Raw genomic sequence first — 18156 nt, 5'->3', positions numbered from 1 at the left:
ATGAATATCAGAAGATTTTTTGGCAAGAATGCACGTGAAGCATTGGCTCAAGTCAAACAGGCCTTAGGTGAAGATGCCATTATCGTTGCCAATCGCAGCGTCAATGGCGGCACCGAGATCATGGCCATGCTTGAAACTGATATTGATAATACCGCTGGCAAGCAGTCCTCCGATTCTCCGAACGATGCTGCGCGCAGCCTGCTGGATTATGTGAATGGTCAGAGCACAAACGGGCAAACGGTTAGTGCTCAGGGAATGCCTGCTAAAGCCCAGCCGCGCATGGCGGATGCCAAGCCAGCTGCAAAACCGGTGATCGCTCAACCGGTGGCAGAAGAAACGCCGAGCAATGATCACATGATGATGGATTTTTTTAAACAGCACAGCGAGCAGCAGGAGCAGGCCTATCAGGTTGCCACGCAAACGCTGGAAGAAAAAATGCTGACCATGATGCAGGAGATGCGTCATATGCGCAGCAACTTTGAAACGCAGATGAGTGCCATGACCTGGCAGCATCATTTGCAGCACAGCCCGGCCAAGTCAAAAGTATTGAGCACCCTGCTTTCTGCCAGCTTCAGCGCTGCGCTGTCACGCCAGATCGCGGAAAAAATGCCACAACATATTGATGTGAACAAGGCACCGATGTGGGCGAAAGAAGTGATCAGCCGCAACCTGCATACTCTGGATGATGAAGATGCATTGCTGGATAAAGGCGGTGTATACGCCCTGGTTGGCCCTACTGGTGTCGGTAAAACAACGACCACAGCCAAACTGGCTGCCCGTTATGTAATGAAACACGGCACCCAGAACCTGGGCCTGATCACCACTGACAGCTACCGTATCGGCGGCTACGAACAATTACGTATCTACGGCAAGATCCTTGGCGTGATGGTGCATGCGGTAAAAGATGAAGAAGATTTGAAGATTGCCCTGAATGAGTTAAAAGGCAAGCACATGATCCTGATTGATACCGTCGGTGTCAGCCAGCGTGACCAGGCCGTGACTGAACAGCTATCCATGCTGAGCAGGGCTGAAACCCCTATCCAGAAACTGTTATGCCTGAACGCGACTTCAACCGGTGAAACATTGACCGATGTGATGCGCAGCTATAAAAAGCATGATATTGCCGGTTGTATCGTGACCAAACTGGATGAAGCGGCTGCGATTGGCAATGTGCTGGATGTGCTGATCCGTGAGCGTATGCGTCTGTACTACACCACCGGCGGTCAACGCGTGCCGGAAGATATTGAAGTAGCCAATAAACACGCCCTGGTGGAAAGAGTGTTAACCCCGCATCAATCCAGCCTGCCTTATCAATACCTGGATGAAGAGTTGCCACTGGTGATTTCGAGCATGATGCAGGCGCAGGGAGATCAGCAGCATGTTTAATTACCGTGACCAGGCCGATGGCTTGCGCCGTATCATGGCCAGGTCATCCGCACGCATGATCAGCGTCATGTCAGCAAATGGCCAGCCTGCTGACAACTGGCTTAGCCAGTTGGCCGCCAGCATGGTCAGCCCCGGCAAGCAGGTGCTATTGATACAGGCCAAGCAGCGCCCCATGACCAAATACACCTTGCAAGCTGTGGCGTTACGCAAAAATATACTCAGCCGCGCTGTGGTCAAACATCCGCAAGGCTACGACCTTGCCAGCCTGACCGAAACTGACGCATTAACCTCGCCTTTATCCGGCGATTTAAAAACCGAGCTCGACGCTATAGTGAACCAACTTGCGTATGACTACGATACCGTAATGATAGAAGCTTTATTAGACCCGAGTGACCAGACATTAGTCCTGCCCGTGATGGCCCAGCATACCCTGGTGATCCAGATGGAACGCCATGATGAGGCCATTAAATCAGCCTATACCACCATCAAGCGCATTTGCCAGCAACATGGCCAGATGCCTTTAAGTGTCGTGGTCACGGATGCCAGTCATGAACAAGGCCAGCAATACTTCATGCGGCTGAACCAGGTCTGCCAGCAGTTCCTGGGAGTCACCCTGAGTTTTCTGGGTGCGATTCCTGATGGAAAATCAATGCAAAAAGCCCAGGCTAAACCTAATGCCGGTTTAAAAAACCGTCTTGCAGTCGAGCCAACGCCGGCAATGCAGTCAGCCATGGCGTTTAAAGCCATTGCCAAAAGCCTGGATCAACAACGTTTAACCACGTCGTCACTGGCTGCTGCCTAGAGTAAAGAGGGAAAACATGTATACCGCTAAAGGCAAAACCAACAATACTGACCAGATGCTGAAGCAGCATAGCGGCCTGGTCAAAAGAATGGCCTACCAGCTTAAATCCAAATTGCCCTCCTGCGTGGAAGTCGACGATCTGGTGCAGGCCGGGATGATAGGCCTGATGGATGCGATTCAACGTTACGAAGATACGCACGGAGCCCAGTTTGAAACCTACGCGTCACAACGTGTACGTGGCGCCATGCTGGACGAGTTACGTGGTGCCGACTGGCTGCCACGCGGTATACGCAAAAACATGCGTGATATCGAAGTGGCCGTACAGCAACTGGAACAGAAATTAGGCCGCCCGCCGACTGAATCCGAAATCGCCAAGCACATGAACTTCAGCCTTGAAGACTACTATGATGTATTGAGTGACTGTCAGGGTCACCAGCTGATCTATTACGAAGATTTTCATGACGATGATGGCGGTGGCGAACACTTTCTTGACCGTTTTGTCGATGATGACAGTAGTAATGACCCGGTAAAATCCTTGCTGGAAAGTGATTTCCGCGAAGCATTGATCGCTTCGATAGATAATCTGCCGGAACGGGAAAAAATGCTGATGGGCCTTTACTACGAACAGGAACTGAACCTGAAAGAGATAGGCGCCATCATGAATGTCTCGGAATCCCGCGTATGCCAGCTGCACAGCCAGGCCGTCGCCCGCTTGCGTGCGTCCATGCGTGACAAGTCCTGGACCGGAGTATCCTAATGGATTGGGGCAGCGTTGCAGGATTGATCATTGCGATCGCTGGCCTGGTGCTGGGGCAAACCCTGGAAGGTGGGCACCTGAAGTCACTCATGCAGCCAGCCGCTTTTATGGTGGTAATGCTGGGGACTATCGGCGCCGTGTTGCTGCAAAGTGAACTCAAGTTATTTCTCAAAGGTCTGCGCATGCTGCGCTGGGTGTTTGTGCATCCTGAAGATGATCGTCACAAACTGGCCCAGCGTATTAACCAATGGAGCCAGCAAGCACGCAAGGAAAGCGTGTTATCGCTGGAAAGCCATATCAAGCGAGAGAAAGACCCCTTTGTGCGTAAAGGATTACAGTTATTGGTCGATGGCACCCCTGCTGACCGCATCCGCGAAGTGTGCGCCATCGATATGTATTATTTTGAAGTGCAGGAACGTGATGCGGCCAAAATCTGGTCTGCTGCCGGTGGTTATGCGCCTACAGTGGGTATTATTGGCGCGGTGCTGGGCCTGATCCATGTCATGGAAAACCTGTCGGATCCTGCCAAAATCGGTAGCGGCATTGCGGTGGCTTTCGTGGCCACCATTTATGGGGTTGCGCTGGCTAACCTGGTGTTTCTGCCGATTGCCAATAAATTGAAGGGGCATATACAGCATGAGATTTCACGCCGTGAAATGTTGCTGAATGCCTGGGTCTCCATCGCCAGGGGCGATAACCCGAAACTGGTCAGTGAACGCCTGGAAGCCTATCTGCGCCTCAGGGAGTCGTAATGTACCGGCGCAGGATTCACGATGACGACGATGACGGCCACGACAGGTGGCTGATTTCCTATGCGGATTTCATCACCCTGCTGTTCGCTTTTTTTGTGGTGATGTATGCCACATCGACCATTAACCTGAATAAATACCAGACGCTATCCAATTCGGTAGTCACTGCGTTTCAGGGTAAGCCTGGTCAACCACAATCCCTGAATACCGAAACTCCGTCTGCGCTGCAAAACCTGAGTGCAATCAAGAAACCATTGCCGCTGAGTTATTTGTACCAGGAGAAAAAGCAGCGTGACTTGGAAAAAATGCGTGCCATAGGTCAACAATTGGCGAACGTGCTTTCAGTATGGATAGAACAGAAAGCCATCACCGTGCAACAAGGCGAGTTTGGCGTGGATATTGCCATCCAGAATAAATTACTGTTCAAGGCTGATCAATCCACCATGTCAGACGAAGGCCCTTACGTCATTAAACTGGTGAGCGAAGTGTTGAAAAACGAATATCGCACCATACAGGTTGAAGGCCACATTGACCGCCATGCTTTTGCTGATGATGCTAACCCCGAGGCTAAACGCTGGGAAATAACTGCCACTCAGGCGGCGCGTGTGGCGGGTATCCTAGGTACTCGCGGTGTGATCAGCAAGCGACTTTCTGCCATCGGCCTGGCTGATACCAAACCGGCATCCAGCAGTGAAAACAACCTGGCGCAAACCATCAATAACCGTATAATCATCCGCATTCTCACGGCTGAAAGTAATGCACAGCAGGCCGCCAATAATACCATTACTACCCAGCTGGAGATTTTGCCAAAAGCGGTTGAGTCACTGGAAGAACCTGTCACTAGCCCCGCTGCAGGAGTTCCTGCTGACGTGTCCACCAATCGATAACCGTTGGGTTCAGAGCGTTAGCGTAAAGTTTGTTCCAGGCAAGCTTCAAACTGCGCAATCGGCATAGGCTTGCCAAACAGATAACCCTGATAGCGGCGGCAGCCATTGTTCAACAGCAATTCCATTTGATCCTGCGTCTCCACCCCTTCTGCAATCACGCTCAGGTACATGCTTTGTGCCATGGCAATAATCGTCCGCACAATGGTGCGGTCGTGGCTATCGGTGACAATATCATTGACAAATGAACGGTCTATCTTGAGCTGGTATAAAGGTAATTTTTTCAGGTATTGCAGTGAAGAATAACCGGTACCAAAGTCATCCAGGGAGAATTGAATACCGATCTGGCTAAGCTCGGTCATGATGCTCACCGCGTCATCCACGTTCTCCAGCAGCAGGCTTTCTGTCAGCTCCAGGCGCAACGCATTCGGGTTGATCTGGTGTTTCTGGATGCAGGCCTTGATCATGGAAATAAAATTGCCCTGCCTGAACTGCCTGGCACTGATATTCACCGACAAGCTGAGATCGCTGGTTTTGCGATCACGCTGCCACAGGGCAATCTGGGCGCAGGCCTGGTCAATTACCCACATGCCGATATCAATAATAAGCCCGCTGGATTCCGCCACCGGGATAAACTGCAAGGGTGAAATAAAGCCCCGCACAGGATGCTGCCAGCGCAATAAGGCTTCGGCACCAAATGGCCTCCCGGTATGATCCACCTGTACCTGGTAATGTAATGCCAGTTGCTGCTGCTCGATCGCCAGCCTTAGATCAGATTCCAGCATGACTTGCGTGGCGATTTCTGTCTGCATGCCAGGTTCGTAAACACAGACGGTGTTACGCCCTGCCTGCTTGGCTCTGTGCATGGCGATATCCACCGCTTTGACAAAGTCAGTGTCACACGCTTCCTCACTGGTGAAGCTGGATAAGCCCATGCTGGCGGTGATTTGCAGCTTCTGGCTCTCTACCTTAAACGCACGTTCAAATATCTTTTGCAGTTTTCGCTGCAATACCCACACTTGTTGCAGCGCTTTTTCGCTTTCGCTGGAAAGACCGGACAGCAAGATCAGGAATTCATCACCGCCCATACAAGCAAGGAAATGCGGCGCAGCGACTTTTTGCAGCCGCTCGGCAACCTGCAGCAGCAGCCGATTGCCCAGTACATGGCCATGCGCCTCGTTGATCCATTTGAAATGGTCTATATCAAGGTAGATCAAGCCCCAGTGCTGGCCAGTCGCGGGCTGCAATTGCACGCGCTGTAATACCTCATAGGCTTTTCTGCGATTAGGCAAGCCGGTGACTGGCTCAAGGTAAGCCAATGCCTCAATCGTGTCCTGCGACAAATGCCGGTCGACCACGATGCTGACCAACTTGGCCGCCTGCTCTATCATGGATTGCTCGTTAGCGGTCGGCGTTTGCGGCTGACGGTAATAAATGGCAAATGCACCGAGAATCTCGCCATTGGCCGTCAGCAAGGGTTCGGCCCAGCCTGCGTGTATGCCTGCAGCTTGCGCGGCCTCGCGGTGGTTTTCCCAGTAAGGATGCGTCATCACATCGTCGACAATCACCCGTTGTTTCATGGCGATCGAAGTCGCCAGTGAGCCTTTATCCGTTTCCAGCTGTAATTGGCGCAAGGTTTCCAGCATGACTTTCGGCAAGGTTGGTGCGATCACCGTTTGTACGAGTTTGCCAAGGTTCTGTGTCAGCACAATGGCGCAATACATATCGGCGTGCATGGCTTCAATGTCGCGGGCAATGGTTTCCAGCACCCGTGTCGCATCCTGCTCTCTGAGTACCAGTTCCAGCATAGAGAACTGGAAGCGTTCGTAAGCGATGGCACGCAATTTTTCATGCTGCAATACTTGCATCGCCTCGCGTTCACGCGTGATTTCACGCACCAGCAATAATGAACGTGGCTCGCCTGCACTGTTGCAGAAATCGTGCATGCTACATTCCAGCCAGTGGTTATGTGTATTTTGTAGCGGCAGTTGTATAGTGCGCGCGCTGATCCCTGGCAAGTGCTGGGCAAGCATGCCTTGCAGTGGCGCGTGGGTGATGGCTGGCAGATAAGCCCATACCGAGCTGATTACCTGGTTTACAGGCTCGGGCACAGAAATGCCGGCCCGATTAAAAAACAATAGGGTGTCGCATATCCCCTGGTGATCGGTTTCCGCCGCCAACCCAAAACCAGAGGCGTCAATCGCAGATTGCCAACGTTCAAATGTGCCGGCGAGCGCCTGATTCGCCAGAACGAATGTGTCGGGCTCGAGTATTACTTTTGACATCACATACCTTCACAACCGCAGTGTGAAATCCAACTGCCGACAACCAGGCAACCTGCTGCTTGTCGGTTGTTAAAATCACACACCCCAGAAAATTATTAGTGAGAGTCCCCCAACAATCATGGCTCTCTTTATATTTATAATAATGTGTCTAAAAGCGTTGGTGATGTCAAGCATGAAGCGTGAAGAATATGACTGTGACGGTAGTCACACAACAAATTTATCAACCAGCACCTGCATTCTGAATGAATGAGTCGCCAATCTGGCGCACAAACTATCGCCGGTGATTCAATCCCTGCCGCCAGCGTGCTGCGATTAACCCTGCGAAAACAACGCTGTAGATCACCGGCTCGGTCACATCCTTTTTCACCAGCCACCAGTAATGCAGTAAAGCCAGTACACCAATCACATAGACCAGTTGATGCAGGGTTTTCCAGCGCTGTTTCAGTACCCGTATGGCACGCTGATTTGAGGTGGCTGCCAACGGCACAGTCAACAGGAAGGCAGATGCTCCTACCAGCACATACGGATGTTTGATAACGTCTTTGAGGATATCAGCCCAGTCAAAACTATAGTCCAACCACAGATAGGTCAATACATGGACGCAGGCATAGGCAAACATCCACAACCCGAGTAACCGGCGTACAGCGATCAGCCATGATTGTTGTGTCCAATGTCTTAAGGGCGTGATGCTTAGAGAAAACAGCAAAAACACCAGTGCCCAGGTACCGGTGGAGCGTTCGATAAACTCTACCGGGTTGGCACCCAAGTTATCTGTGAAACCCAATATCAGCAGGCGTAACAAAGGCAGGCAGGCACCCAGCCAGATCAGCGCTTTAAGCGCACGGATTTTGGCTACAGGGCTGTCAAACAGAATTGAGGTTGAGCGTGTCATCAGGAGCGCTAAACAAATAGCCTTGAAATCTTAAAAATTCTTTTTTAAATCCATCCCGGCATATAACTGCCCTACTTCATCATAACCGTTAAACATCCTGGTTTTGATCCGTCCGGCAAATAGCCCGGCACCGATGCGCTTTTCTGACGACTGCGTCCAGCGCGGATGGTCGACTTGCGGATTCACATTGGCATAAAAGCCATACTCGCGTGGGCCAGCCTTGACCCAGGTGGTGGTCGGCATTTTCTCGACAAACCGGATAGTGCTGATGGCTTTTGCACCTTTGAAGCCATATTTCCATGGCACCACCAGACGCACAGGCGCGCCGTTCTGGTTAGGTAACACTTTGCCATATAAACCCACCGCCAGAATCGCCAATGGCTGCATGGCTTCATCCATACGCAAACCCTCAACATACGGCCAGTCAAGCACAGACATCCTGGCGCCTGGCATCTGGCGCGGGTCATTATAAGAAACGAACTCTATATATTTCGCATTGCCAGTGGGTTGCGCCCAGTCTATCAATGCTTTGAGCGGCAGCCCTATCCAGGGGATGACCATAGACCAGCCTTCTACACAGCGCATGCGGTAAATACGTTCTTCCAGAGGCACCAGTTTAAGCAATTGCTCGATACTTATTGTTTTGGGTTGCTTGATTGCGCCCTCTATCTTGATCGTCCAGGGCGCAGGTTTAAACAGCACGGCCTCGCGTGCCGGATCCTCCTTGCCGGTGCCGAATTCATAGTAGTTGTTGTAACTGGTGACATCTTCATAGCTGGTCAGTTTCTCTTCCTGACCATAAGCGGTCTTTTTCGCATCGAGAGAGGCTGTCGCGGCGCTGGCATGAAATGGCAGCCACAAGCCGGTTGTCATTGCACCGGCAGCTTTAATTAAAGTACGTCGCTGTTTAAATACTTCGGGAGGCGTAATTTCAGAAGGCTTGATGTCACTGGGGTTACGGCGGTTGTTATCCAACAACATACTGGCTCCTTAAGTGGTTCAATAGAATGAAACGTGTATCTATTTCGACCTATGAAGAGGCCAAAGAATTCCGAATAGTTTTTTTTGTTGCAGCACTCAATTTTTCGGCTTGGAATTACAAGAATACACAAACAAAAGGGCTAAAGTCAGAGTTAGACATTAGCCCTTTGGAACATCAGCAAACAGTTCAAACGCGCTGTTTAGACTTTCTCATTGCAACGCCTGCAATCATGCCCAGACCTGCCAGTAACATGGCATATGAGCCTGGCTCGGGTACAGCCGTTACACCTGTCAGGCCATTGAAGGTGCCATTGAGTGTTGTGACATAAGTCGCCGCGCCTGTCGTCAGGTTGATAGAGAACAACTGTGAGTCCAGCGTGCCGTTATCCAGGTTAAAAAGCGCATAGCCTTTACCGTTACCCAGGATATCAAAACCATTGGCAGATAAAACATCCACGTTAAGTGAACCTACATTCTGAATGCCGCCATTGGTGGCCGGGCTATTGAAACCGGTATTCAGGAAATTAAGGGTATCGCTACTGGCGTTGATGTAATACAGATCCGTGGTATCGCCTGCACCGGGGCTCACACCAGGATTAGAGTTGGTATACGCAACCGCAGTGTAACCATTGCCGATGTTATTGGCTGTATTGCCTATCACACCGGTGTCAGCGTTCACGGCGTAATTACTACCTGTACCAGTAACAACGCGCAATGAAGCATTACCAGCAAAATCCGCAGAAGGATTGAAATCTATGCCGACGGACTGACCGGCTAACGAAGGACCAGTCAAACTGGTTTTTAGGGTAGCTGCGCCAGTCGTGGTGTTGAAGGTATAAAGATTGTTGGCGCTGGTGATACCGTACACCAGGCCGTCGGTTGGCCGCAGATCAACGCCCAGCAGGCGTTCACCCTGAGACAGGCCGGAAATGTTGATATAGGAAACAGCCCCCAGATTCAGGGTGTCTATGACAGCCAGTTGATTACTGTTAAATGTGTATAAAGTGTCAGCGTTTGCCTGGAAAGCACCAGCCAGCATGACTGTCGCAAGCATTGCCTTGGGAAAAAAGCGTATATCCATGGTTAACCTCTCATCAATAATTATTTATATAAAATCTGATAGCCCCGATAAACTATATCACGATAAATAATCATTAAGTTAATAATCGACCATGACCACTATTCATATGGTAACTATTTAATATCAATACATTAATATCGGGAAAAGCGAACCGTGAAGGCGTTAATCAGATGTATTTACTTAATAGCCGTATTCGAAAGACAAGTGGAAACCTGAATCATCTCTCACTCATTCTCATTGACAGAGGATGATGACTGCTAGTTCTAGCAAATGCGTAAAGGATTATTAAGGTTTTGCGCGGGCTTTGGCCAACAAAGCTGTCAGTTCATCATCGTGGATTTTTTGGCTGATATTATCAGCCTGGGCCAGCAATGTTTCAGCACCAGCAGCATCGCCCTGCGTGCGTTTGACTTCGGCCCAGTGTATGGCTGTTTTGGCTTCATAAAAACTGCCCCCATTCTCTTGCGCGTATTCCATGAGGCGTTGATAAGTTCTTTCCGCGCCTACGTAGTCTTTTTTTGCAATAAACAGTTTGGCTAAAACCAGGCTTGCTTCAGCATATTGATCCGGCGTTGCTGACTTGCGCAGCATCATCACGCCTTTTAGCTGGTACTCAATGGCATGATCAAGCTGCTGTAACTGTTGGTAGGTCATCGCTTCATGCACATAGCTGTCTGCACGTTCATCGTCGTTTAAAGCCAGTTTTTCACCCGCCTGAAACGCCTGTAACGACTCTGCATATTGACCATTGTTGTAGTAGGCCTCGCCGATCAGATTATGTGCGATACGTACATAGCGGCGCATGTTTTGCTGCTCACTGAATTTCAACGCCTGCTGGTAGCTCTCAAGCGCACCTTTCGTATTTTTCGATGCCAGCTGTGTATGCCCCAGCAGCATATAGGCAGAAACCAGATCCAGCCCTTGTGGCTTGAGCGCAATGGCTTGCTTAAAGCTGTCCTCTGCACTTTTATGTTGTTCCAGGGCAGACTGGGCACGCCCTTTGCACAGCCAGAATTCCGCCTGGTTCGCATGCTGTTCGGCAATGTTCACCGCTTGTGCATACTGGCGAGCATAAATCGCAGTATCGCATGCATCCAGCGCCGCATCTCTCGCAAATACATGATTTAAAATCAATAGATTAAGAAATACTGTTAAAGCTATTTTTGAATACATATCAAAATAAACCCTGTTGATTTTCAACGTTTTCAGCCGATTTAACTTTATTATTTTCCGTTGTCTCTGGCACTGAAGACGGCAGTTCAAGCATTGCCAGCAAGGCAGACTCATCCAGAATAGTCACGTTTAATTGTTGCGCTTTTTCCAGCTTGCTGCCCGCCTCGGCCCCTGCCACTACGTAACTGGTCTTGGCTGAAACACTGCCGCTGACTTTACCGCCCACCGCTTCGATCATGGCTTGCGCCTGGTCACGCTTGAGTGTAGGCAAGGTGCCGGTCAGGACAAATGTTTTACCGGCAAAAGCTGCCGATTGTTTTTTTCTTGGGATATCTGCCCAGTGCACGCCCAAATCACGCATGGCTGCGATCACTTCGCGGTTATGTGGTTCCTGGAAAAACTGGTAGACCGCATCAGCCACCACGGGCCCTACATCATTCACCTCCAGCAAGCTTTCAATATTCGCCTGCATGAGAGTGTCCAGGTCACCGTAATGTTGTGCCAGGTCTTTGGCGGTCGCTTCACCCACATTACGTATACCTAGTGCATAAATAAAGCGCGGCAAACTTGCCTTCTTACTTTTTGCTATCGCATCCAGCACATTCTGCGCTGACTTCTCGGCCATCCGGTCCAGGCCAGACAACATAGCCAAATCAAGGCGGTACACATCATCCAAATGATTGACCAGATTGCGCGCTACCAGCTGATCAACCAGCTTTTCACCCAGGCCTTCAATATCCATGGCGCGACGCGAAGCAAAATGCGTGACTGCCTGTTTACGCTGTGCCGGGCAGATCAGGCCGCCGGTACAGCGCGCGATGGCTTCATCCTGCAGACGGACCACGTGCGAACCACATTCAGGACATACAGCAGGCATCACGAATACACGCGCATCGGCTGGCCGTAATTCAGGTTTGGCTGATACCACCTCAGGGATCACATCCCCTGCCCGCCTGACAATCACGGTATCGCCAATATGGATATCTTTACGGCGTAACTCATCTTCGTTATGCAGCGTGGCATTCGTCACGGTGACACCACCGACAAACACCGGCTTTAGCCTGGCCACCGGAGTGATGGCACCTGTACGCCCTACCTGCACGGTGATATCTTCAATCAGGGTGATCGCTTCTTCTGCCGCAAACTTGTGTGCGATTGCCCAGCGCGGCGCGCGCGAAACAAAGCCCAGTGTACTTTGCAGATCGAAATCATTCACCTTGTAAACCACGCCATCTATATCAAACGGCAGGCTGCTGCGTTGCGCACCGATCTCGGCATAATAATCGCGTAACCCTTGTGCGCCCGCTTTAACGGTGCGCAGTGCAGAGACCGGAAAGCGTAAATCAGCCAGGTACTGCATAGCTTCTGCATGCGATTTCAGCTCTGGAATACCGGCACTTGCGCCCAGGCCATAGGCAAAAAAATGCAGGGGACGTTTCGCGGTGATATTGGAATCCAGCTGACGCAGGCTACCGGCTGCTGCGTTACGCGGGTTGGCAAATAATTTTCCACCTGCGGCTGCCTGTTGCTGGTTCAGTTTTTCAAAGTCTTTTTTCAGCATGAGTACTTCGCCACGCACTTCGAGCAAGGCCGGTGGCTGCGCTGATGTCAGCCTGGTTGGGATAGCGCGTATGGTTTTAAGGTTATGGGTAACATTTTCACCGGTGTAACCATCACCCCGGGTCGCGCCTTGAACGAATACGCCATGTTCATAAGTCAGGGTAATTGCCAGGCCATCAAATTTTGGCTCTACCGCATATTCAACTACAGTTTCATCCGTGGCTTCGCGCACACGGCGGTCAAATGCTTCCAGCTCTTGTTCGCTAAACGCATTATTCAGGGAAAGCATGGCTTGCCGGTGCTGCACGCTTTCAAAAGCGGCTGACGCCAGGCCGCCAACGCGCTGGCTGGGGGAATCTGCAGTGACTAGTTCAGGATATTGTTGTTCAAGCTGTACCAGCTCTCGATAAACACCATCATATTCATTGTCATCTACCAGCGGCGCGTCAAGAACATAGTAGTGGTAGTCGTACTCAGCGATACGCTGCTTCAGCTGTTGTAAAACCAGCGCAGCCTCATTGGCAGACATGATCAGGAGAACAGGCGTTTTGCATGGCTGCTACCGGGAGTAATCCCTTGCGCAGCCATGGCATTAGAAATGTTTTTTAACTGCTGACGGATTTTGTCTAGTTGTGGATCACCAATCGGTTTGCGATTGACGTCAATCAAGCTAGCGCTAAGGCTGCCAGCCATATTTCGCGCAAGTTCCACCATGCGGTCAAATACCTGCAGGCTGTCAGAAGTGGTGGGAATATCCAGCTGAAATGTCACCCCTGTCATCACAGTGGTTTTAAGCATCTCGCCAGAAAAAGGTTTGCCTTCATAATTACGCACAGAAAATTCCAGCTCGCCCTGGTGATTGAACAACTCAAAACGACCGTCTGCACTCAGCTGCATACCACTGGCTTCGGCTAAACCGCGCAGTTTGGTGGCATGAAACATACCCTGTCCAGCCAGCACGTGAAACTCGACGGCTTTATCGACATCGATACAGAAAGCATCAATCGCCTGCGCCTGCTGTGATGGCTCATAGCCACCTTGCCAGTGTATGGTCAGCCCCAGCGCACGCGCCAGTGTTTCCATCGACTTTTGGAAGCGTTTCAGGGTTTCCTGGTCTACCGGACCTCCACGGTCTGCCAGTTGCAGGCTGCATACTACCTGGCTCAGTGGTACTTGATTCTGCATCGCAGCGGCATCCATCGCCAGTACATCCAGCCAGGTGGCGGCTGATGCGCTTTGTGCCCATAAAGTGGCATGATGCGGAAATGTCCTCGCCTCTGCCTGCAAATCTTCCAGCTCAACCAGCATCACCCCCAGAGGCGCATCTATCACGCCTACCCAGTCCATCGCCGTATGCAAAACGGGCGGCAACGTAATCGATAAAACGGTTTCAGGTGTTGGCAAATCTTGGAACTCAGGCTCTGACTCGGTTTCATCGTATGCCGGCTGAGTATAGGCCGCTGCATGCTGCTCGAATACTGGCGCTTGCGGTTCAGAAAAACTGTTTGAGGCTTCTTGCTCAGCCTGTTGCTGTAGTGCAGAAATTGAAGGTTCTACTTTAGGATCAGCCTTGAAGGTAGACGGCTGCGGAGCTGGTGCCGGGCGGACTTCATTATTTGGCTTGTTAGGAACAGTACTAGATTGGGTCTGTGCAGTTGCCGGCTTGGCTTTTTGACCATCCCCGACCGTAAATTCAGGCTCGAATTTTGCTGACTGGCGGACACGTGGCTCCGACATCCAGCCTTCAACATCTTCAGCTACGCTGTTTTTATCAGCTGTAGACGATTTTTCTGCGGGTGATTTTTGGGCAGCATTAGCCTTCAGGCTGCCAGAAACCTCGCCATCCAGAACATCGGTACGCGTATGGCTGAAGCGATACTCAACATCTTTGCGGTACTTTTTCTCTTGCCACCAGTTAAAAACTACCACTGCCAGTACAATGCTGACCCCCAGCAATACCAAAATCATCCACAAATCAGACATGTATGGTTACTATCCCTTAAAACTCCGCGATATGATACAACAAAACATGCCTTACGCCGCATGCATGCGTATCGCCTCATCAATATCAACATCTACAATCCGTGACACCCCGGATTCCTGCATGGTGACGCCTATCAGTTGTTGAGACATTTCCATCGTGATTTTGTTGTGTGAAACAAACAAAAATTGCGTTTTTTCTGACATCACACGCACTAATTGGCAAAAACGTTCGGTATTACTGTCATCCAGTGGTGCATCGACTTCATCCATTAAACAGAATGGCGCCGGATTCAGGCGGAACAATGCAAACACCAGTGCCATTGCCGTCAGGGCTTTTTCACCACCAGAAAGTAATTGTATGGTGGTGTTTTTCTTGCCTGGCGGTTGCGCAAATACCTGTACGCCGGTATCCAGTATCTCATCACCCAGTAGTTCCAGCTTGGCTTGCCCGCCATTGAACAGGGTCTGGAATAACTCGCCAAAATTGCGATTAGCCTCTTCAAAGGTCGCTCGCAGCTTGCCACGCGTTTCACGGTCTATCTTCTGTATGGCCTCTTCCAGGGTTTCACTGGCAGTCAGCAAATCCTTCAGCTGGCTATCCAGATAACCCTTGCGCTCTTTTTCAACCGACAATTCTTCAATGGCCGCCATATTCACCGGCCCCAGCTGTTGCATCTGCAATTGTAAATTTTGAGTGGCTTGCGCCGAGACCTGTGCTTTGCTGTCCAATGTCAATCCTTGCTGGATCAAATCCTCATCCAGACCGGTGTCTGCCAGCGCAGCCTGGCATTGCTCCACTTGCAGGCGGCATTCCTGCTGCTTGAGGCGTCGCTGCTCAACTGCATCTCTTAACGGGTGTAGCTGCTGCTCCACCTGCATGCGGTTGCGCTCTTGCGTTTGTAGCGCATTTTCATGCTCGGCAAGCTGGTTTCTTGCCTGTGCCAATGCCTGCTCGCAATCATGCTGCTGGGTCAAGGCGTGTGCCAGGTTGGCTTTCAGCGTTTCCATATTGCTGATCGCCAGTGTTTGCTCTGTCTCGACCAGGCGATGCTGCAAATTCTGGCTTTCCTGCTCGTTATTGGTTAATCGCTGCTGCAAATCGTTGACTGCATTTTTCAGCAGCGTCTGCTCAAATACCTGCGACTGATGCGCTTTTTCAGCCTGTTGCACGGTATCACGCAAATTAAAATAAGCCTGCTCTGCAAGCTGCTTTTGCGATTGTGTGTCACGCGCCGCTTGCTCCAGGGCTGAAAATTGCGATTGCTGGTTTGCAATACTGGCCAGTGCTGCCACGCTTTCAGCATTTAAACCTGCTTGTCGGCTTTCGGCCTGTGCAATGTCCTGTTGCAGCCCTGCTTGACGCCGCACGGCATTGTCATGCGCCTGCTGCAGGCGAGATATTTGCATCTGTGTATCATGCGTGCCAGTGGTCAATTGCTTGATGCGCAGGTGGGTCTGTTGTTGCAGCTGGCGCGTATTATGCAGCCCGGCCTCCAGGGATTGCGCCTGTTGCTGTGTGACTGTCACTGCCTCCTGCGCCTGGGTCAACCCGGATTGAAGCTGATCTAACTGCTGTTGCCGCTCAAGTACACCTTGCATCTGGTTTTGGCGGCCATGAAATACCGCACTATATTGCTGGTAAACATCCCCGTTTTTAGTCAGCAAACTCATGCCCGCTGTGAGTTTAGACTGATATTGCGAAAGCTGCCCTATATCATCCAGCACATACACGCCAACCAGCCAATGTTGTAATGCAGCAGCTATTTCCGGCTGTTTGATGGTCAGTAAACTAAACAAACTTGGTAAGCCTTGCCATGAGTCTGGTTGCGTCTCAGCAGCTGACGCAGCCTGGGCGATGGCTAAAGCGGCTTGTGGATGTGGCAATTGTGCCAGATCCGGCAGTTTCCCCGGCAACAAGGCATTTAATTTGCTGCCCAGGAATGCTTCTAATGCTGCTTGCCATTCGGCATCGATCTGGATGGCTTGCCATAAGCGAGGTGCGGATTGAAGTCCGGTTTTTTGCAGCCACGGCCCCAGTTGCTGGTCCTGTTTCATGCTTTGCTGCAATTTTTGTAAGGACTGGATCTCAGCCTCTAGTTGATGCAGTGCACGTTGTGCCTGTTGCCAGTCATGACGTGCCTGCTGTAACGCTTGTTGCTGTGAGGTTTCTTCTGACCGCATCTGCGCCAGCTGTTGCTCTTCCTGCTGCAAAGCAAACTGCTGCTCACCCAGCTGTTGCTGAAGCTCACCCAACGCCTGCGTATCTGGCAATGCCCATTGCCCCAACTCATTTTGTAGCTGTGATAAACGCTGCCCTACTTCAGTCAGGTTGCGCTGGATAAAGTTGACATTATTCTGCTCCAGCTGCATTTGCTGGCGGCTTTGCTGTACGGCTTGCTGTGCCTGATTGGCAGCTTGTTGTATGGATTGTAGTTGAGTCGATTGTGCTGGCAAATCCAGCTGCATGGTTTGCAGATTGAGTGCATACTGCGCTACTGAATCTTCAGCAATCGCCAATGCAGACGTTTTGTCAGCCAGTTGTGTCTGTAATTGTTGCTGTTGCTGCGCTCTATGCTCCATCTGCCGTTGCAGTTGCTGCTGTTCCTGCAACAAACGATCACGCGCCTCTTCAGATTGTTTGACCTGCAAACCGAGGTTGGAGACCTGCGAATTCGCCTCATAAAAAGCCGCTTGCGCTGTATGTAACTGGCTGGAGGCTTCCTGATGCTGCTGACGCGAATGCTCAAGTTGCAGCTCATTACTGCGTAAATCGGCCATTTGCGCTTCAAGCGCATTGACCGCCTGCTCAACCGCCTGCGTGGCAGCTTCATGCTCCAGCACCGCATCCCGTTTGCGCAGCCACCACCATTGCGCTTCTGCAAGTTTGTGTGCCTCCTGCAGGGCGTGGAATTTCTGGGTGACGACGGCTTGCGCTTCGAGCTTGATTATCTGCTTGTTCATCTCGCGCGAAATATCCTCTACCCGCTCCAGATTTTCACGCGTATCACGCAAGCGCAACTCCGTCTCGCGGCGGCGCTCTTTATATTTACTGATCCCTGCCGCTTCTTCAAGAAAGACGCGTAACTCTTCCGGCCTGGCTTCTACAATGCGTGAAATCGTATTCTGGCCGATAATCGCATAGGCACGACCACCCAGGCCGGTGCCCAGGAACAAATCAGCCACATCCCGGCGACGCACTGCAGTATTGTTGATGTAGTAAGTTGAGCCTTTGTCGCGTTCAATCACACGCTTGACCGAGATTTCAGCGTACTGATTCCATTCGCCGCTGGCCCCTCCGAGGCTGTTATCAAATACCAGTTCTACGCTGGCACGCGAAATGGGCTTGCGGTTACCAGAGCCATTAAAAATCACAGCATCCATGGCATCAGCACGCATTTCTTTAGCTGAAGACTCACCCAGTACCCAGCGCACAGATTCCATTACATTGGATTTACCACAGCCGTTCGGCCCGACTACGCCCACACGTTGCCCGTGCAGATGAATGGTAGTCGGATCGACAAAAGACTTGAACCCCGCAAGTTTTAGATGAGTGAGACGCAAAGTAAGGAAAACCGCTTATAAGAATTTGAATAGTAGCTTAAGCGTTATAATACCCATTTTTC

13 protein-coding genes are annotated in these 18156 nt (G+C 51.0%); 5 read left to right on the top strand and 8 right to left on the bottom strand.

The window, feature by feature from the left end; genetic code table 11:
- The 5 genes from flhF to ACFQ2T_RS01935 are packed head-to-tail and all read left to right on the top strand — an operon-like array spanning window position 1 to window position 4581.
- On the top strand, window positions 1-1386 hold the full coding sequence (gene flhF, locus ACFQ2T_RS01955; RefSeq protein WP_379029753.1) for a flagellar biosynthesis protein FlhF: 1386 nt from the start codon (window positions 1-3) through the stop codon (window positions 1384-1386).
- Window positions 1379-2188 carry a MinD/ParA family ATP-binding protein gene (locus ACFQ2T_RS01950; RefSeq protein WP_379029750.1) on the top strand — a complete coding sequence of 270 codons (810 nt, stop codon included), beginning with the start codon at window positions 1379-1381 and terminating at the stop codon, window positions 2186-2188. The genes flhF and ACFQ2T_RS01950 overlap by 8 nt, the downstream gene beginning before the upstream one ends.
- A gap of 16 nt (window positions 2189-2204) precedes the next feature.
- Window positions 2205-2945 (top strand): RNA polymerase sigma factor FliA, encoded by a 741-nt coding sequence (locus ACFQ2T_RS01945; RefSeq protein WP_379029747.1) that lies wholly within the window; start codon window positions 2205-2207, stop codon window positions 2943-2945.
- A complete protein-coding gene (locus ACFQ2T_RS01940; protein WP_379029745.1) occupies window positions 2945-3697 on the top strand; it encodes a flagellar motor protein in 753 nt (250 codons plus the stop codon). Before ACFQ2T_RS01945 ends, ACFQ2T_RS01940 begins: the two co-directional genes overlap by 1 nt.
- The gene (locus tag ACFQ2T_RS01935; RefSeq protein ID WP_379029742.1) at window positions 3697-4581 is read left to right on the top strand and encodes a flagellar motor protein MotB; all 885 of its coding nucleotides are present in this window, start codon (window positions 3697-3699) and stop codon (window positions 4579-4581) included. The genes ACFQ2T_RS01940 and ACFQ2T_RS01935 overlap by 1 nt, the downstream gene beginning before the upstream one ends.
- 17 nt (window positions 4582-4598) lie before the next feature.
- Here the strand turns inward: ACFQ2T_RS01935 and ACFQ2T_RS01930 are convergent, their stop codons facing one another.
- The 8 genes from ACFQ2T_RS01930 to smc form a co-directional block, all read right to left on the bottom strand.
- Window positions 4599-6863 (bottom strand): sensor domain-containing protein, encoded by a 2265-nt coding sequence (locus ACFQ2T_RS01930; RefSeq protein ID WP_379029739.1) that lies wholly within the window; start codon window positions 6861-6863, stop codon window positions 4599-4601.
- A gap of 271 nt (window positions 6864-7134) precedes the next feature.
- Window positions 7135-7755, bottom strand: coding sequence for a protein-methionine-sulfoxide reductase heme-binding subunit MsrQ (locus tag ACFQ2T_RS01925; RefSeq protein WP_379029736.1), 621 nt, complete (start codon window positions 7753-7755; stop codon window positions 7135-7137).
- Between the two features lie 30 nt (window positions 7756-7785).
- Complete coding sequence (gene msrP, locus ACFQ2T_RS01920; RefSeq protein WP_379029733.1) at window positions 7786-8736, bottom strand: protein-methionine-sulfoxide reductase catalytic subunit MsrP; 951 nt, start codon at window positions 8734-8736, stop codon at window positions 7786-7788.
- Between the two features lie 187 nt (window positions 8737-8923).
- A complete protein-coding gene (locus ACFQ2T_RS01915) occupies window positions 8924-9817 on the bottom strand; it encodes a DUF4394 domain-containing protein (protein WP_379029730.1) in 894 nt (297 codons plus the stop codon).
- Between the two features lie 285 nt (window positions 9818-10102).
- On the bottom strand, window positions 10103-10951 hold the full coding sequence (locus tag ACFQ2T_RS01910) for a hypothetical protein (protein ID WP_379029728.1): 849 nt from the start codon (window positions 10949-10951) through the stop codon (window positions 10103-10105).
- A 40-nt stretch (window positions 10952-10991) separates the two neighbouring features.
- Window positions 10992-13079: an NAD-dependent DNA ligase LigA gene (gene ligA, locus ACFQ2T_RS01905; RefSeq protein ID WP_379029726.1), complete on the bottom strand. Its 2088-nt coding sequence runs from the start codon at window positions 13077-13079 to the stop codon at window positions 10992-10994.
- 2 nt (window positions 13080-13081) lie between these two features.
- Entirely contained in the window at window positions 13082-14533 is a 1452-nt protein-coding gene (locus ACFQ2T_RS01900; protein ID WP_379029723.1) for a cell division protein ZipA C-terminal FtsZ-binding domain-containing protein, read from the bottom strand.
- A 51-nt stretch (window positions 14534-14584) separates the two neighbouring features.
- On the bottom strand, window positions 14585-18094 hold the full coding sequence (gene smc, locus ACFQ2T_RS01895; RefSeq protein ID WP_379029720.1) for a chromosome segregation protein SMC: 3510 nt from the start codon (window positions 18092-18094) through the stop codon (window positions 14585-14587).
- Window positions 18095-18156 lie beyond the last annotated feature (62 nt).

Source organism: Methylophilus flavus (assembly GCF_042678905.1).
In the GTDB taxonomy this organism is placed as follows: Bacteria; Pseudomonadota; Gammaproteobacteria; order Burkholderiales; family Methylophilaceae; genus Methylophilus; species Methylophilus flavus.
The sequence above is the reverse complement of the archived record's forward strand: the minus strand, read 5'-3'. Positions and strand labels throughout refer to the sequence as shown.

Excerpts from the sequence above, each read along its gene's own strand:
- flhF (WP_379029753.1), top strand. The coding sequence starts at position 1 with ATGAATATCAGAAGATTTTTTGGCAAGAATGCACGTGAAGCATTGGCT.
- ACFQ2T_RS01950 (WP_379029750.1), top strand. The coding sequence starts at position 1,379 with ATGTTTAATTACCGTGACCAGGCCGATGGCTTGCGCCGTATCATGGCC.
- ACFQ2T_RS01945 (WP_379029747.1), top strand. The coding sequence starts at position 2,205 with ATGTATACCGCTAAAGGCAAAACCAACAATACTGACCAGATGCTGAAG.
- ACFQ2T_RS01940 (WP_379029745.1), top strand. The coding sequence starts at position 2,945 with ATGGATTGGGGCAGCGTTGCAGGATTGATCATTGCGATCGCTGGCCTG.
- ACFQ2T_RS01935 (WP_379029742.1), top strand. The coding sequence starts at position 3,697 with ATGTACCGGCGCAGGATTCACGATGACGACGATGACGGCCACGACAGG.
- ACFQ2T_RS01930 (WP_379029739.1), bottom strand. The coding sequence starts at position 6,863 with ATGTCAAAAGTAATACTCGAGCCCGACACATTCGTTCTGGCGAATCAG.
- ACFQ2T_RS01925 (WP_379029736.1), bottom strand. The coding sequence starts at position 7,755 with ATGACACGCTCAACCTCAATTCTGTTTGACAGCCCTGTAGCCAAAATC.
- msrP (WP_379029733.1), bottom strand. The coding sequence starts at position 8,736 with ATGTTGTTGGATAACAACCGCCGTAACCCCAGTGACATCAAGCCTTCT.
- ACFQ2T_RS01915 (WP_379029730.1), bottom strand. The coding sequence starts at position 9,817 with ATGGATATACGCTTTTTTCCCAAGGCAATGCTTGCGACAGTCATGCTG.
- ligA (WP_379029726.1), bottom strand. The coding sequence starts at position 13,079 with ATGTCTGCCAATGAGGCTGCGCTGGTTTTACAACAGCTGAAGCAGCGT.
- ACFQ2T_RS01900 (WP_379029723.1), bottom strand. The coding sequence starts at position 14,533 with ATGTCTGATTTGTGGATGATTTTGGTATTGCTGGGGGTCAGCATTGTA.